General features: G+C 62.6%; 14 protein-coding genes. 4 read left to right on the plus strand and 10 right to left on the minus strand.

Annotation, left to right across the window (positions count from 1 at the left end; genetic code table 11):
• Positions 1-2 precede the first annotated feature (2 nt).
• From rhaM to HX817_RS06210, 6 genes are all read right to left on the minus strand, one after another.
• A complete protein-coding gene (gene rhaM, locus HX817_RS06185) occupies positions 3-323 on the minus strand; it encodes an L-rhamnose mutarotase (RefSeq protein WP_102605251.1) in 321 nt (106 codons plus the stop codon).
• Entirely contained in the window at positions 323-1,204 is an 882-nt protein-coding gene (locus tag HX817_RS06190) for an amidohydrolase (protein ID WP_177039966.1), read from the minus strand. The genes rhaM and HX817_RS06190 overlap by 1 nt, the downstream gene beginning before the upstream one ends.
• Positions 1,205-1,274: 70 nt before the next feature.
• Complete coding sequence (gene aldA / locus HX817_RS06195; protein WP_177039967.1) at positions 1,275-2,708, minus strand: aldehyde dehydrogenase; 1,434 nt, start codon at positions 2,706-2,708, stop codon at positions 1,275-1,277.
• Between the two features lie 10 nt (positions 2,709-2,718).
• Positions 2,719-3,519 (minus strand): HpcH/HpaI aldolase/citrate lyase family protein, encoded by an 801-nt coding sequence (locus HX817_RS06200; protein WP_177039968.1) that lies wholly within the window; start codon positions 3,517-3,519, stop codon positions 2,719-2,721.
• 11 nt (positions 3,520-3,530) lie between these two features.
• On the minus strand, positions 3,531-4,715 hold the full coding sequence (gene rhmD / locus HX817_RS06205; RefSeq protein WP_008431312.1) for an L-rhamnonate dehydratase: 1,185 nt from the start codon (positions 4,713-4,715) through the stop codon (positions 3,531-3,533).
• 15 nt (positions 4,716-4,730) lie between these two features.
• Positions 4,731-6,026 (minus strand): MFS transporter, encoded by a 1,296-nt coding sequence (locus HX817_RS06210; protein ID WP_102605247.1) that lies wholly within the window; start codon positions 6,024-6,026, stop codon positions 4,731-4,733.
• 117 nt (positions 6,027-6,143) lie between these two features.
• On the opposite strand from HX817_RS06210, the gene HX817_RS06215 reads away from it, so the two are divergent.
• The 3 genes from HX817_RS06215 to HX817_RS06225 all read left to right on the plus strand — a co-directional run bounded on the left by HX817_RS06215 (position 6,144) and on the right by HX817_RS06225 (position 8,628).
• Positions 6,144-7,085: a LysR family transcriptional regulator gene (locus HX817_RS06215; RefSeq protein ID WP_087693849.1), complete on the plus strand. Its 942-nt coding sequence runs from the start codon at positions 6,144-6,146 to the stop codon at positions 7,083-7,085.
• Positions 7,086-7,177: 92 nt separating this feature from the next.
• Positions 7,178-7,696 carry a sigma-70 family RNA polymerase sigma factor gene (locus HX817_RS06220; protein ID WP_177039969.1) on the plus strand — a complete coding sequence of 173 codons (519 nt, stop codon included), beginning with the start codon at positions 7,178-7,180 and terminating at the stop codon, positions 7,694-7,696.
• The gene (locus HX817_RS06225) at positions 7,693-8,628 is read left to right on the plus strand and encodes a FecR domain-containing protein (RefSeq protein ID WP_177039970.1); all 936 of its coding nucleotides are present in this window, start codon (positions 7,693-7,695) and stop codon (positions 8,626-8,628) included. The genes HX817_RS06220 and HX817_RS06225 overlap by 4 nt, the downstream gene beginning before the upstream one ends.
• A 163-nt stretch (positions 8,629-8,791) precedes the next feature.
• On the opposite strand, the gene HX817_RS06230 is transcribed toward HX817_RS06225, so the two are convergent.
• The 3 genes from HX817_RS06230 to HX817_RS06240 are packed head-to-tail and all read right to left on the minus strand — an operon-like array spanning position 8,792 to position 11,323.
• Positions 8,792-9,505 carry an ABC transporter ATP-binding protein gene (locus tag HX817_RS06230; RefSeq protein ID WP_008431321.1) on the minus strand — a complete coding sequence of 238 codons (714 nt, stop codon included), beginning with the start codon at positions 9,503-9,505 and terminating at the stop codon, positions 8,792-8,794.
• Positions 9,506-9,507: 2 nt separating this feature from the next.
• The gene (locus HX817_RS06235; protein WP_177039971.1) at positions 9,508-10,341 is read right to left on the minus strand and encodes an ABC transporter permease; all 834 of its coding nucleotides are present in this window, start codon (positions 10,339-10,341) and stop codon (positions 9,508-9,510) included.
• 10 nt (positions 10,342-10,351) lie between these two features.
• Positions 10,352-11,323, minus strand: a complete 972-nt coding sequence (locus tag HX817_RS06240) for an aliphatic sulfonate ABC transporter substrate-binding protein (RefSeq protein ID WP_177039972.1) — start codon at positions 11,321-11,323, stop codon at positions 10,352-10,354.
• 414 nt (positions 11,324-11,737) lie between these two features.
• On the opposite strand from HX817_RS06240, the gene HX817_RS06245 reads away from it, so the two are divergent.
• The gene (locus HX817_RS06245; protein WP_003217010.1) at positions 11,738-11,953 is read left to right on the plus strand and encodes a molybdopterin-binding protein; all 216 of its coding nucleotides are present in this window, start codon (positions 11,738-11,740) and stop codon (positions 11,951-11,953) included.
• 147 nt (positions 11,954-12,100) lie between these two features.
• Here HX817_RS06245 and HX817_RS06250 read toward each other — a convergent pair whose 3' ends face one another.
• Positions 12,101-15,448, minus strand: coding sequence for a hypothetical protein (locus tag HX817_RS06250; RefSeq protein ID WP_134326606.1), 3,348 nt, complete (start codon positions 15,446-15,448; stop codon positions 12,101-12,103).
• Positions 15,449-15,540: the final 92 nt, after the last annotated feature.

The raw sequence follows: 15,540 nt of genomic DNA on the forward strand, positions 1-15,540 counted from the left end.
TTTCAGCCTGGGGTAAGGCTGAACATCGGGATTAAATCCACGCTGACGGGCGAGGCGTCCGGCTGGCTGGGCATGATGTCTTGCATGTACTGCCACCACCGTTGCATCAGCTCGGTGCCCGGCAGTGCGTCGAGCCCGTGCCGCTCTTCGTGGGTCATCACGGCGAACAAGGCGTTGCTGGCCTCGTCGAGGAAGATCCGGTAGTCCACCACGCCGGCATCACGCAGGGCCTGGGCCAGTTCGGGCCAGATCTCATCGTGGCGTCGACGGTACTCGGCGTGCTGACCGGGGTTGAGGTTCATGCGAAAGGCTCGGGTCTGCATTACTTGCCTCCGTGGGGTGGCGTAGGACTGTAGATGCGCACCGCGTTGTGCAGGAAGAACTTGCCCTGTACGTCCTCGGGTTTGCCCGCCATGCAGGCTTTCACCAGGCCCAGGGTGGTGGCGAAACTGGCCAGGTGATCGCTGTTGGGCCAGTCGCTGCCGAAGAAGCAACGGTCTTCGCCAAAGGCTTCCCACAGCACGGCCAGGCGGTCGTTGTAGAACGCCGGGTCAAGGATCAGACCCTGCGGGCCGACCTGGGGGATTTCCGCCAGTTTGGCAAATACATTCGGCCGCTCTGCCAGGCGCATCAGGTCGGCGTGATACGCGGATTCTTCGCCGGCGGGCACGCTGGCATTGGGCAGGTGATCGACGATGATGCGCAGCTCGGGCAAGGCATCGCTCAAATGCAGCAGCCCTTTGATCAAGCGCGGATTGGGGTTGGCGCTGTCCAGGCCACGCCGGTATTCGGCGAGGCGGCGCAGGCCTTCGATAAAGCCGGGGCGCTTCTGGTCGTCTGGCAAATCGCGGTCCCACAGGTTGCCGTAGCGCAAACCGAGGAACAGCGGTTCATGGGCCAAGGCATCGAGGTCTGCCGCAAAGTCGCCGTGCAGCGGGTCAAGGTTGCCGACGAAACCGAGCATGCGCAGGTCGCTGCGCAGGGTCTCCAGCAACCAGCGGTTGTCGTCGCGCCACGGGCTGGCTTCCACGGCAATCGCGCCGATCACGTTATGTTCGCCTGCCAGCGGCCAATAATCCGCCGGCAAATGTGCGGCATACAGCGCGTTTCCCGGCTCGGGCCAGGGAATACCCTGGGGGCGGCGCGGGTCGAACAGGTGCAAATGGCTGTCGATGATCGGCCCGCTGTAAGGGGTAAGGGGCATAGCGCAATCCTTCGGAACAATGGATGGGGAAGGGCCCGCACGCTACCGCGCCAAGGCCCGTTGCACCACTTCAGCTCTGCAAGTACACCGCATGGGTGTGGGTGTACTCGTACAGGCCGTGCTTGCCATCGGCGCCGCCGATCCCGGATTTACGCACGCCGGCATGAAAGCCTTGCATCGCCTCGAAGTTCTCGCGGTTGACGTAGGTCTCGCCGAACGACAATTCGCGCACCGCCTGCATCGCCTTGCCCAGGTCGCGGGTGTAGATCGAAGAGGTCAGGCCGTAGTCGCAGTCGTTGGCCATGGCGATGGCTTCATCCAGGTCGTCGACAATCTGGATCGGCAGCACCGGGCCAAAAATTTCTTCGCGCATGATTTCCATGTCGGCGTGGCAACCGGCCAATACCGTCGGCTGGAAGTGAAAGCCCTGGCCCAGGTCGGCGATCTGTCCACCGGTGACCAGCGATGCACCCTGGCTCAAGGCGGTGCGTACCTTGCGATTGACGCTGTCCAGGCCTTGGCGGTTGATCAGCGGGCCCATCTCCACATCGGCCTGGGCGATGGGATCGCCGTAGCGGGTGGCAGCCATCGCGGCGCTGATGCGCTCGATAAACTGGTCAGCCACCTTGCGCTCCACGTACACCCGTTCGGCGCAGTTGCACACCTGGCCGCTGTTGATGATCCGCGAGTCGCGAATGGCGTTTATCGCGAGGTCCAGGTCGGCATCGGCGAGGACGATGGCAGGTGCCTTGCCACCCAGTTCGAGGTTGAGCTTGGTGATATGGGGGGCGGCGGCAGCCATGATCCGCGAGCCGGTGGCGACGCTGCCGGTGAAGCTGATCATGTCCACGCTCTTATGGGCGGTGAGGGCGCCACCGACGCGGCCATCGCCGCAGACCACATTGAATACCCCGGCCGGCAGGTCGGTCTCGGCCACCAGTTTGGCGAACTCGAAGCAGTTGTTCGGCGTTTCTTCGCTGGGTTTGATCACGATGGTGTTGCCGGTGAGCAACGCCGGGGCCATCTTGCGGGCGATCAAAAAGAACGGGAAGTTCCACGGCAGGATGCCGGCCACCACACCCAGGGGTTTGCGGAACAGGAAGATATTTTCATTGGGGCGGTCGCTGGTGATGATCTCGCCTTCAATGCGGCGCGCCCACTCGGCCATGTAGTCGAGGTAGTCGGCGGTGAAGTTGACTTCCACTTCCGCCAGGCCGCTGACCTTGCCTTGCTCCAGGGTAATGGTGCGCGCCAGGTGGGCGACGTTTTCCCGCAGCTTGGCGGCGATGCGGCGCAAGTGCCCGGCACGTTCGATCGCCGGTTTGCGCGCCCAGTCTTTTTGCGCATGACGTGCGGCAGCCAAGGCTTGGTCGATGTCTTCGGAGGTGGACGCCGGGACCTTCGACAACAGGGCGCCGGTGGCCGGGTTCAATACATCCAGGTGTGCATCGCTGGAGGTAAAGCGGCCGTTGATGAAGTTCTGGTAGACCGGTACGGATGACATGCTTGGCTCCTCAGTAAGTACGTGACGGCGCCTTGGCGTCGGCGGCGGGGCGATAGCGGGCCAGGGTCGACATGGCACCCTGGCGCAGCAGGCTGATGTCGATGGCCACCGCAATGAACTGGCAGCCCCAGGCTTGATAGCGGCGGGCGTCGTCTTCGTTGGGCGCGAGAATGCCGCAGGCCTTGCCGGCCGCCAGCGTGGCATTGACCGCGTACTGGATGCGCTCCTGTACCTCGGGGTGCCCGGGATTGCCGGCGTGACCGAGGCCGATGGACAGATCGGCGGGGCCGATAAACACCGCGTCCACGCCTTCCACCGCCGCAATCGCCGCGACGTTTTCAACGCCCAGACGCGACTCCACCTGCACGATCAGGCACAGCTGTTCATGGGCGGTGTTGAGGTAATCCGACACGCCGTCCCAGCGGGTGGCGCGGGTCAAGCCGCCACCAACGCCACGAATACCGTGGGGCGGGTAACGCATGGCCCGCACCAGGGCCTGGGCTTGCTCGGCGGTTTCGACCATCGGGATCATCAGCGTCTGGGCGCCGACGTCCAGCAGTTGCTTGATCAGGTTGGCGTCGCTGCTTACCGCGCGTACCACCGGGGCGGTGGTGTAGGGAGCCACGGCCTGGAGCTGGTTGAGCACGCTGGGCACGGTGTTGGGGGCGTGTTCGCCGTCAATCAGCATCCAGTCATAACCGGTGCTGGCGACGATCTCGGCGGCATAGGCGGTGGCGAAGCCGGCCCAGATCCCGTATTGCGCGGCGTCTTTACGCAGCGCGGCCTTGAAAGCGTTGTGGGGCATGTTCATGGCAGGAGTCCTCAGCGGTTGTACGGGCGATGCAATTGGCAATCGGGGTTGAGGTCCACGCCAAACCCGGGTTTGTCGAGCACCGACAGGCGCATGCGGCCATTCACCGGCACGGGTTCACCGAGCAGTTGCGGGTGGAACATCGGCACCACTTCGTCTGCCTTGGGCGCCATCATCAGGAACTCGGCGAACGGGCTGTTATGGCGGGTCGCAACAAAGTGGTAGCTGTAGACCGACGAGCCGTGGGGCACCACCAACGCATTGTGGGCATCGGCCAAGGCGGAGATTTTCACCAGCTCGGTGAGGCCGCCGCACCAGCCCACATCTGGCTGGATAATGTCGCAGCACCCCATCTCCAACAGCATGCGAAAGCCCCAGCGGGTGGCTTCGTGTTCGCCGGTGGTAACCAACATGCCTTTGGGCACGTTGTTGCGCAGCGCGGCATAGCCCCAGTAGTCGTCGGGCGACAGCGCTTCTTCAATCCATTTCAGGCCGTATTCATGGGCGCCGATCGCCAGTTTGGTGGCGTAGTTCAGGTCCAGGCTCATCCAGCAGTCGAGCATCAGCCAGAAGTCCGGGCCGACCCGCTCGCGCATGGTGGCCAGTTCCTCGAGGTTTTTGCGCAGGCCTTCTTCGCCTTCCGATGGGCTGTAGTGCAAGGGCATCTTGCCGCCGATAAAGCCCATCTTCTGTGCGAGGTCCGGGCGGGCGCCGGTGGCGTAGAACTGCAATTCGTCACGCACCGCGCCGCCGAGCAACTGGTGCACCGGCTCCTGGCGGATTTTGCCGAGCAGGTCCCACAGCGCCAGGTCGACACCGGAGATCGTGTTGATCACCAGGCCCTTGCGGCCGTAGTACAGGGTGGACTGGTACATCTGGTCCCAGATTTTTTCGATATCGGTGACGCGGGCGCCTTCCAGGAAGCGCGCCAGGTGCTTCTCGACGATATAGGCGGCGGGCTCGCCACCGGTGGTCACGGCGAACCCGACGGTGCCGTTGCTGGCCTCGATTTCCACTACGAGCGTGCCGAGTACGTTGATCCCGAAACTGCGGCGACTCTGGCGGTACTCGGGGTATTTGCTCATGGGGGTGCTGATGTGATCGTCGATCCAGTGGCCGTCTGCCTGGTCGTGGTAGTCCGCGCCGCCGCCGCGCAGCACAAAGGCGCGCACGTGCTTGATTGTGAGATTGCCCATGGTGTGACTCCTTGATTAAACAGTGGCCGGCGTGTTCGTCGCTTTATGGCCTGGGGAATGGATACCGAGTACCAGCAAGGCTGCGACTACAGTGGTGGCGGACAGCAGGTAAAGGCCGGCCGCAGGGGAGTGAAAGGCGGTTTCTGCCCAGTTCTTCAGCACCGGGGCGATAAAACCGCCGAGGGCGCCGAAGGAGTTGATCAGGGCGATGCTGGCGGCCGCTGCGCTGCCGGCCAGGTAGCTGGACGGGAAGGTCCAGAACACCGGTTGCACGGCGATAAAGCCCGAGGCGGCAAAGCACAGGGCGAGCATGCCCAGCAGCGGGTTGGCAAAGGTCACCGAGCAGGCGATCCCTGCGGCGGCCATCAACAGGGTCAGGGACGCGGCTTTGCGGCGTTCACCGGTGCGGTCGGAGTAGCCGGGAATCCACCACGCGGCGAACAGCGCGCAGACCCAGGGAATCGCCGAGACCAGGCCCACCATCAAGCCGACCCTGGTCCCCAGCAGCCCACCGACCTGGGTTGGCAAGTAGAACACCACGCCGTAAACGCTGGCCTGGATCAGTAGGTACACCAGGCACAGGTACAGCACGCTGGGCTGGCACAGCACAGTGAGCAGGCTACGGCCGTGAGAGGTTTTGTGCTGGTCTTCGCGGTCGAGCAGGTCCTGGATCTGGCGGCGCTCTGCAACGCTCAGCCATTTGGCATCGGCGGGGCGGTTGTCCAGGTACCAGTAGGCCCAGATGCCAACCGCGGTGGCCATCAGGCCTTCCACCGCGAACAGCCATTGCCAGCCGTGCAGCCCAGAGAACCCGTCCAGCTCCAACAACAGGCCCGAGAGCGGGCTGCCGAAGATGAAGGCCAGGGGCGCGCCAAAGTAAAAGAAACCCATGGCCTTGCCGCGCACGGCAGAGGGGAACCAGTAGGTGAGGTAGAGAATCACCCCGGGGAAAAATCCGGCTTCGGCCACGCCCAGCAGGAAGCGCAACAGGTAGAAGCTGGTTTCGTTATGGGCAAACATCATGGCGGCGGACACCAGGCCCCAACTGACCATGATCCGGCACATCCACAGGCGGGCACCGACGCGATGCATGATCAGGTTGCTCGGCACTTCCAGCAGCGCATAGCCGACAAAAAACACCCCGGCGCCAAAGGCGAAGGCGGCATCACTGAGGCCGGTGTCGGCCTGGAAGGCTTGCTTGGCGAACCCGACGTTGGCGCGGTCGAGGAAGGCCATGATGTACATCAACAGCAGAAAGGGCAGCAGCCGCCAGGAAATCTTGGCGAGCAAGGACGCAGGCAGGGTCTTCATTGTTCAGTCCAGTTGTTTTGTTCTTATGGGAAGGACTGTACGGCGCTCCATCTATACGCTACAAATCGAATCTCGCTTACAACTGATAACCTCAGGGTATCGATAACAAGGAAAAAAATGAGTAGTCCCGCAATCTCCCGCAGCCTGTTCAACCGACTGCGCTACAAGCATCTGCATATGCTGGTGGCCTTGAGTTCCAGCCAGAACCTGCACCGTGCGTCCCAAAGCCTGAACATGTCGCAGCCGGCGGCGACGCGCATGTTGCGCGAGATCGAGGATATGTTTGCCTGTGACCTGTTCGAGCGCCTGCCCCGGGGCATGCGCCCGACGGCACTGGGCAAGGAATTGATCCGCTTTGCCGAGTCGGCGCTGAGTGGCCTCGACCGCTGCGCCGAGGAACTGATGATGCGCCAGCAGGGCGGCTACGGGTATTTGTCGATCGGCACCATCATGGGCGCGGCGCCGGACCTTGTGATGGACTCCATTGCGCAGATCAAAACCCTCAACCCGCAGATGCGCATTCGCATCATGGGCGATACCAGCGACCAGGTGATCCAGTTGCTGGAGCAAGGCCGCATCGACCTGGCCATCGCCCGGCGCAACGCCGCCACCGACAGTGAGCATTACACCTTTGAGCCCCTGGGCAACGAACGCATGCTGGTGGTGGTGCACGCCGGCCACCCCCTGGCCCAGCGCGAGCATCTGCCGCTGGCGGAACTGGTCAGTGACTGGCCGTGGATCCTGCAACCGCAAACCAGCCCGGCGCGCATTGGTTTTGATGAAGCATTGCAACACCTGGCCTTGCCGCAGCCGGCGGACATTATCGAGTGCAGTTCGGTGTATTCCATGCAGCAACTGATTCAACTCACCGACGCGATCATGGTGCTCTCGGAAAGCGCCCTGCGGGATTACTTGAAAATGGGCCTCGTGGTGGCCTTGCCGGTGGTGCTGGAGGTGCAACTGGCACCGTTCGGGATGCTGCTGCGCAAGGGCGACCCGGTGAGCCGCGAGTTGGGGTTGTTTATCGACATGCTCAGGCAAAAGGCCGCAATGCTTTAAACATCGTGTGCAAAAGAACGTGGTATGCCGGCGGGTTATTAAATAGAATGAATCTCATTTGAGACTGACTCGCGCCGCGCAGGTTACTTGCCATGAATGATGCTGTAGTGCCGACGCACCTCGCTGAACCCAGCCTTCACACGTTGTACCGCGACCACCGCAGCTGGCTCGAAAGCTGGCTGCGGCGCCGCTTGGGCAACGCCTGGGATGCGGCCGACCTGAGCCAGGACACGTTCCTGCGGGTGCTGGCCAGCACGCAGCCGATTGAGCAATTGCAGGAGCCCCGGGCCTATCTGGTAACGGTGGGCAAGCGCTTGCTGGTGAATTTTCACCAGCGGCGCAGTCTGGAACAGGCGTATCTCAATGCGTTGATGCAGTTGCCGGAGGCTTGCGTGCCGTCACCGGAGCAACGCTGGTTGCTGCTGGAAACCCTGCAAGCCCTGGATGAATTGCTCGACGGTTTGCCGGCGGTAGTGCGCCGCGCGTTTCTCTGGAGCCAGCTGGAAGGACTCGCCTATCGGGAGATTGCCGAGCGGCTCAAGGTGTCCGAGCGTACGGTCAAGCGCTACATGGCCCAGGCTTACGAGCATTGCCTGCTGGTGGAACTGTGAGCCGTACTGCGCCGGATCTCGCCCGGGCGGCGGCGCAATGGCTGGCGTTGCTGGAGTCCGGCAGCGCCACCGAACGAGATCACGCCCGCCTGCAGCAGTGGCGTGACAGCCATCCCCAGCATGAGCAGATCTGGCAAAAAGCCCAATCGCTGCGCCAACGGTTTACCGACTTGCCGCCAGCGTTGGCCATGGCCAGCCTTGATCGTCCGCAACCGGGACGGCGTGCAGTACTCAAGCGTGCCTTGGGCGTCGCCGCGTTGTTGCCAACCGCGTGGTTGCTCAGCCGGCAATTGCCTATCGACGTGTGGCGCGCCGACCTGCACACCGCCACTGGCGAACGCAAGCGAGTGCCGCTGTTGGATGGCAGCAGCCTGCAACTGAATACCGCGAGCGCGGTGGACGTGGATACGGCCCGGCGCCGTGTGACGCTGGTGGAAGGGGAAATGGCGTTGACGGTGCCGGGGGCTGGTGCGCTGACGGTGCAGACGCGTTATGGCCAGGTGATCGTCAGCCAGGCTGAAGTGTGTGTGCGGCAGTTGTCTTCCGGGTGTTTGGTGTCGGTGTTGAAGGGCGCGGTGCAGGTGCAGGACCTGCGTGGGCAAGTGGCGACATTGCAGGGGGGGCAGCAGGCACGGTTGCAGGCGTCGGGGATGGGCGCTGCGGTGGGGTTTGATGCGTTGCAATTGGGTTGGCGCGACGGTGTGCTGACTGCGCAGAACCAGCTCTTGGGTGATTTTTTGCGGGAGCTGGAGCGGTATCGGCCGGGTGTGCTGCGCTGGGACCCGAGCCTTGAAGCGCTGCGGGTCACTGGGAGTTTTCAGTTGGCTGATACCAATCGAATTCTTGCGTTGCTGGCGTCGACGATGCCGCTGCAAGTGCAGTCCCGTACGCAGTATTGGGTGACGTTGACGCCGCGTAAATCGGCTGCTTGATGCGATCCTTGTGGGAGCGGGCTTGCTCGCGAAGAACCTGAGAGCGCCGCGTTGAATCAGGATGCCCGCGTCATCGTTGACGACCTTCGCGAGCAAGCCCGCTCCCACATTTGAACCGTGCCCGCTTTAGCTCTTGATTTTGGGCGGCCTCAACACGTGCCTTTCAGATCACATGCGCCCGCTGCAACTCAGTCAGCGCCAGTGCCTTGAGCCGCGCCAACAGCGGATCCCGCCGATCCCGCGGATGCACCAGCTCCACCGCCAGCTCCTGGCGAATGCTGCTGGGCCGGTTATCCATCACCAACACCCGGTCACTCAGATACAACGCCTCGTCCACATCGTGAGTCACCAGCAGCAAGGCGATCCCATGATGCTCAGCCAATTGCAGCAGCAAATCCTGCAGCTTCATGCGGGTAAACGCATCCACTGCGCTGAACGGTTCGTCCAGCAACAGCACCTGCGGCCGTGAATACAGCCCGCGAGCAATCGCCACCCGTTGCGCCATCCCGCCAGACAACGCCTTGGGCAACGCCTGGCCAAAACCCGTAAGCCCCACCTCATCGATCAACTGCGCGACCCAGGCCTTGTCATAGCCATCGTCATCGCTGAAACCAATGTTTTGCTCCACCGTCAGCCACGGCATCAGCCGTGGCTCCTGGAACACAAACGCGACCTCACCACCACCTTGCAGCAGTTCCCCCTGATAGTCCTTTTCCAGCCCGGCGACGATCCGCAGCAAGGTGCTTTTGCCGCAGCCACTGGGGCCCAGCAAACTGACGGCTTCCCGCGGCTGCAAGGCCAAATGGACGTTGGTCAGCACCGTCGTCGCGCCGAAGTTTTTCCGCTCGACGCGAATGTCCAGTAGCGCTTCACTCATGCTCAATTCTCCGGGCCTTGGCCGTTGAAGGTATCGCGCCAGGCCAGGCAGCGTTTTTCCAGGGCCGCCAACAGGCCGTCGCTGATCTTGCCCAGCAGCGCCAGCACGATGATCGCCGCCAGCACAATGTCGGGCCGTGAGGTTTCCCGGCCATCGCTGAGCAGGTAACCCAGGCCCCTGGTCGCGGCGATCAACTCGGCCGCCACCAGGAACATCCACGCCAGGCTCAGGCCGCTGCGCAAGCCGGTGAACAGGCCGGGCAGGGCGGCAGGCAACAGGATGCGACGCACCAGGCGCGTGCGGCTGAAGCCATACATCTGCCCGACTTCCACCAGCTTGCGGTCGATGTCGCGAATGGCCGCGACGCCATTGAGGTACACCGGGAAGAACGCGCCGATGGCAATCAGCACGATCTTCGAGGTCTCATCAATGCCCAGCCACAGCAGCAACAGCGGCACCCAGGCCAGGCTCGGGATCGAGCGCAGGCCGGCGAAGGTTGGTTCCAGGTACGCCTCGGCCTCGCGGCTCAAGCCGACCCAGGCGGCAAACACCAGGGCCAGGCCGGCGCCGATGGTGAACCCCAGCAGCACCCGCAACAGGCTGGCGCTGATGTGTTTCCACAGCGCGCCTTCGGCGAGGTCGGTGAGGGTCACGGCGATCTCGCTGGGCGCCGGCATCTGGTAGGACGGCAGCCAGCCGATGCGCACCACCACTTCAAGGATCACCAGGATCAACACCGGCAACGCCAGGCCCTTGAGCCGCCGCGGCCAGGCGCTGCGCTGCACGGTGAGCGTTGGCGCGAGTGCGACGGGCAGGGTTTCGCTTTTGCTGCTCATGACGCTCCCCTTATGGACGAGGCAAAGCCTGGCCAAAGCTTGGGTCGATCAACTGGTCGATCACCTGATCCACATTCACCCCACGGCGCACCAGTTCTTCCGACACCAGGATCGGCGCGGCCGCCTTGGACGACACCACGTCCTGGGCAGTGAGCAATGGGCTGCTCAAGTCGGTACGCGACAATTGCAGCTTGGCCACGTCCAGGGGCAGGCCGGATTCGTCGGCCAGCAGCTTGGCGAATTCGTCGGGGTGTTTCACCGCCCAGTTGCGGGCTTTTTCATAGGCGCCGAGCACCTTGGCGACGGTCTGTGGGTGCTCCTTGGCGTATTTGTCGGTCACGCTGACCACGCCGTAGCTGTTGAAGTCCTTGTTGCGGTACAGCAGGCGCGAACCCGCCTGGATTTCGCTGGCGGCCATGTGCGGGTCGAGACCGGCCCAGGCATCCACATCACCTTTCTCCAGGGCGGTACGGCCGTCGGGGTGCTGCAGGTGCACCAACTCCACGTCGTCCTTGCTCAGGCCGGCTTTCTGCAGGCTGCGCAGGGTGAACAGGTACGGGTCGGTGCCTTTGGTGGCGGCGATTTTCTTGCCCTTGAGGTCGCTGACGCTCTTGAACGTCGAGTCCTTGCGCACCACCAGTGCAGTCCACTCGGCGCGGCTGTACACATACACCGACTTGATCGGGCTGCCATTGGCCCGGCTGAGCACCGCCGACAGGCTGGCGGACGAGGCGAAGTCGACGCCGCCGCTGTTGAGGTATTCCAGGGAACGGTTGCTGCCCTGGCTCAACACCCAGCCGACCTTGGTTTGCGGCAGCGCTTCTTCAAGCCAGCCGAAGTGCTTGAGCACCAGGCTCACCGGGGAGTAGTAGGCGTAGTCCAGGTTGACTTGCGCAGGGTCGGTTTCCGCTGCATGGGCCAGGGGTTGCAGGCTTAGGGCGAGGGCGCAGGCGCCCAACAGGGTATTGAAGAAGGGTTTCATGGAACAGCTCCGGACAAGGCGGGAAAAGAGAAGGCTTTTCTTATATTCAGAAAATTCATATGGCATGTTCCATCATGCGTTATAGGAATATGCAGTCTCTGTGCCAGCGTCTTTGCAGGGCAGGGCAACGCCCTGGCGTAGCAGCTGTCGAGCCTCAGCGAGACTGCGTTTGCGGTGTGTCAGACAGACCGCTGACGCAGCCTCGCTTGGGCTCGACAGCTGCTACGTGGGGGAGTGGTTGGGAGTGGGGAGGCGGGCACTTTGTTGAATCACTGTTGGCTGTGCAACAGCTTGCATATGTTTTTATGGAATAAATAAAGAGTTATATATTCCTTTTGTTGGTTTCACGAATAGGGCACTTTGAGTGCCTGCGCATTCGTGCGGATTGACCCAACAGACCAAAGGAAAGCCGACATGACCATTAAAGCGATCAACGTGCGCAACCAGTTCAAAGGCGTGATCAAGGAAATCCTGATCGGCGAAGTGGTGTCCGAGATCGACGTGCAAACCGCGTCGGGGATCGTGACGTCGGTGATTACCACACGCTCGGTGCGTGACTTGGAATTGAAGGTGGGCAGTGAAGTGATTGCCTTTGTGAAGTCGACTGAAGTGTCGATCGCCAAGCTGTGACTGCAATCCAGTTGTGAACCCAATCCAAATGTGGGAGCGGGCTTGCTCGCGAATGCGGTGTGACAGTCGACATCTACAATGACTGATCCACCGCTTTCGCGAGCAAGCCCGCTCCCACATTTTGTTTTGCATACAGCCGTTGGAGGCTTAGTTGAGCCGAGGCCCGCCTCCCGATGGCCGGGACCCAGGCTTCTCATCCGACGCATCCGGCAGTGCCTTGGGCGTTTCACTCGGGTCCTTGTAGTCCTTGTGCAAATCTCCATCCAGCCGGTTGCTCGACGAGCCGCCGCTTTGGGGTGTCGAGTCGAAATGCTCCCACTCCGATTGCTGGAAGCGGAACAGGCTGTCATCGGTCGGCGTGTCGCGGCCGTGGTAGTGGTGTATCTCGTAGTGGGCGTATTCGACCTTATCCGCCCAGTTGTCCTGCAGCAAACCGTCGCCGGCCAGGTCGCGGTACCAGTCGTTTTCCTTCTCGGTAGCCTTCTGTTTTTTATTGTGGTCGACGAAGTAGCCGATGATTCCGCCCACCACCGCCAACACCACGCCCACCAGGAACAGCGGCCCGGTCAGCGCCGCCGCCGTGCCCGCGCCAAACAGCGCCGCCGCACCCAATACCCCGGCCGACGCGCCGAACGCACCGCCCGCCACTTGCAAGCCACCTGCGGCCTGAGCCAACGGGTCTTTGCTGTCCACGCCGCTTTTGATCGCCAGGGCGCCGAGCACAATGTCGGCAAAACCACCGGCAATGTCCGTCGCCGGGCCCAACACCTTGATCACGGAACCGGCGATCTTCGCCGATTGGGAGGCGCCAAGCTTGGCCGCACCGGCTGCCTTGAGGCCGTCATCCAGGTGAGTGGCGAGGCCTTCGGTAGCTTCGGTTACCGCCTTGTCGCCCTCGCCAAACAGCTTGGCCACGCCGTCGTACTGGCTGTCGGGAACCGCGTCCAGGGCCGCAGCGATTTCCTTGCTGACCTTTGAGTCGATTTCGGTGGGCTTGCTGAAGTCGATGACTTTGCCGGCCGCCCCTTCCTTGCCCCAGATTTCCGGCAGGGTCTTGTCCAGGCCGAGGAAGTCCACCAGGCCGCCCTTGCCCAGGGCTTCGCCGATCTTGTCACCGAGCTTGACGAAGTGGCTGGCGCCGCCGGCAAAACTCAGGAAGTCCTTGGCGATGGTCATGCGTTGGGCCGGGGTTTCGCCGAGCTTGCCGCCTTTGCCCACCAGTTGGTAAATCCCCGAGAACAGGCTGACGCCGGCGCCCATCGAACCGAGGATGCCTTTGCTGTTGAGGGTGTTGAACACCTCGCCGAGCATGCCGCGATCCGCCACCGGGATATACGGTTTGCTCAGGGCGGTTTTCACGTCGGCTTCGCTGATGGTGCCGCTGTTCTTGTAGACGTCGCCGAGCTCTTCCAGGGCCTTGGTCACGGCCGAGGATTTCTCCTTGCCCTCCAGGCCTTCGTTGAGGAATTTCTCCAGCACTTCCTGGCTTCGGCGCGGCAGGTCCAGCAGGTTGCCCTTGAGCACGCCCTTGAGCAGGCCGAACAGGTCCTTGGTGGCCAGCTCCTTGTTGTCGTCGGAGATCTTGCTCGGGTCCGAGAGAATCTCGTTGAGGTCGGTGGTGAGGCCATCGGCCTGGATATTCTGCGCGGCCTTGGTGGCGGCTTCCGGGTCGAATAGCGACAGCGAGGTCAGGGTGTTGCTCAGATCCTGCTGGGCTTCGTGGCTCTTGCCCTGTTTTTGCAGGTCCTTGAGGTACAGCACATAGTCGGGGTTGCTGGTCAGGTCGAGAAGCTTCTGCTTGATCTCGTCCTTGTTGGGCAGGTGACTGATGGCGTCGTCCATCTTGGTCTTGTAGTCGGCCTGCACCGTCGGGTCCTTGAACAACTCGCCGATCTGCTCCTGCACCGCCTTGCCGTCGATGATGTCGTGCATGTCGGCGGAAGTGAGCTCGGTCTGCTTGTCATCGAACTCGCGCCAGGTGGTGTTGAACGGGCGCTTGGATTCTTCGTAGCCGGTGATGCCATGGCCGTTCTGGTAGGCGGCCTGGGCTTCCAGGGCGCGGACTAGTTTGGCCCGTGGGTCGTCCTTGGGAATCGAGCCGTCCTTGACGCCGGCGCGGTAGGTGTCGATCAGTTCGGTGGTGGCCAGTTCGCTGACGCTCTGGGTCGGCGACTTGTCGTCGTCCTTGTCGGCATGCACGCCGGTGTCGAGGTTGAGCACGTCGAGCTCATCGTTGCTCGGCAGGTTGTACTTGGCGCGGGTCTCGTCGACGGTGCCGGCGCTCCAGGCTTCCCATTTCGCCACCACTTCGTCGTAGAGCTGCGGGCTGAGCTCCTTGGAGACGATGACCTTGCCTTCGCTGGTTTCATAGCGGATCAGGCCGTCCCCCAGCTCGTCGGGGGAACCGAAGGTGATCTCGGTGTTCTTCAGGAAGTCATTCGGCCCGGCCAGCTTGTAGCCGGCGTCTTCACTGGAGTGGATCTTGCTCCAGGTGTCCTGGGCGGTGGCCACGCTCTTGAACAGTTCCGGGCTGACGTCGGCCGATACGACGACCTTGGTGCCGTCGTGGGTTTCATAGGTCAGCACATTGCCTTGCTGGCCTTCGATCCAGCCGAAGCCCTTGTAGTCGTTCAGCTCCGGCGCCTTGGTATTGGCGTCTGCCAGGGTCGAGCCGTCGTTGAGCGCGGACTCCACGGCGGCCTTTTTGTCGGGGTTGGTGTAGACCTCGTGCAAGCCTGCCAGGTAGTCGAACAGCTTGGGGTTGTCGTCGCGGGCCACGACCATTTTCTGGCCATTGCTTTCAAAGCGGATCAGGCCGGGGCCGACTTCATCCTTGGGGCCGACGGTGGTGCCGGCGTAGGGCGGCCACACTTCGTTGTCGCTGGCGCGCTTGTAGCCGGCGTCTTCGCTGCTGCCCAGGCCGGTGAAGCTTTCATAGGCTTCCTTGGCTTTCTGGAAGGCCTCCGGGTTGTCGCGCTGGCTGATGACGAACTTGTTGCCGTCCTGGGTCTCGTAGCGAATCACGCCGGGGCCGGTTTCGTCGGGCGGACCGAGGGATTTGTAGTCGCCGAGCTTTTCCGGGGCCGTGGCGTCGCCGCCCAGGCGCTGGTAGCCGGCGGCTTCGCTGGCGTTGACGCCGGAGAGTGCCTTGAAGTCGGCGCTGACTTGCTTGAACAGCTCGGGGCTGTCTTTTTCGCTGACGATGACTTTCTTGCCGTCCTGGGTTTCATAGCGGATCAGGCCGGGGCCGACTTCGTCCGCCGGGCCGATGGCCTTGTAGTCCCCCAGGGTGGTGGGCGGTGCGGCGTCCTTGGCGGCCAGTTCATAGCCTTGTTCCTTGCTGGCAGCGAGCCCTTGCGCGGTTTTGTCGCCGGCCTCCACCTTCTTGTTGTTGGCGCTGTTCTTGAGCAGCACGTGGAACGCCGCGCCGGACTTGGGCGGTGTGAGAGGAAGGGCTTTGGGGTCGGTCGAGCGGTTGAGCGGCTGGGTCGTCATGCCATGGAACTCCTGCTGTTACCGGTGGGACGAATCGGCAAAAACAGTAACAGCAGGGGTTCGGCGGTCGTTGCGAAAAGTTGTGAATTGCG

This window comes from Pseudomonas sp. C6002 (genome assembly GCF_013385805.1).
Classification (GTDB): Bacteria; Pseudomonadota; Gammaproteobacteria; order Pseudomonadales; family Pseudomonadaceae; genus Aquipseudomonas.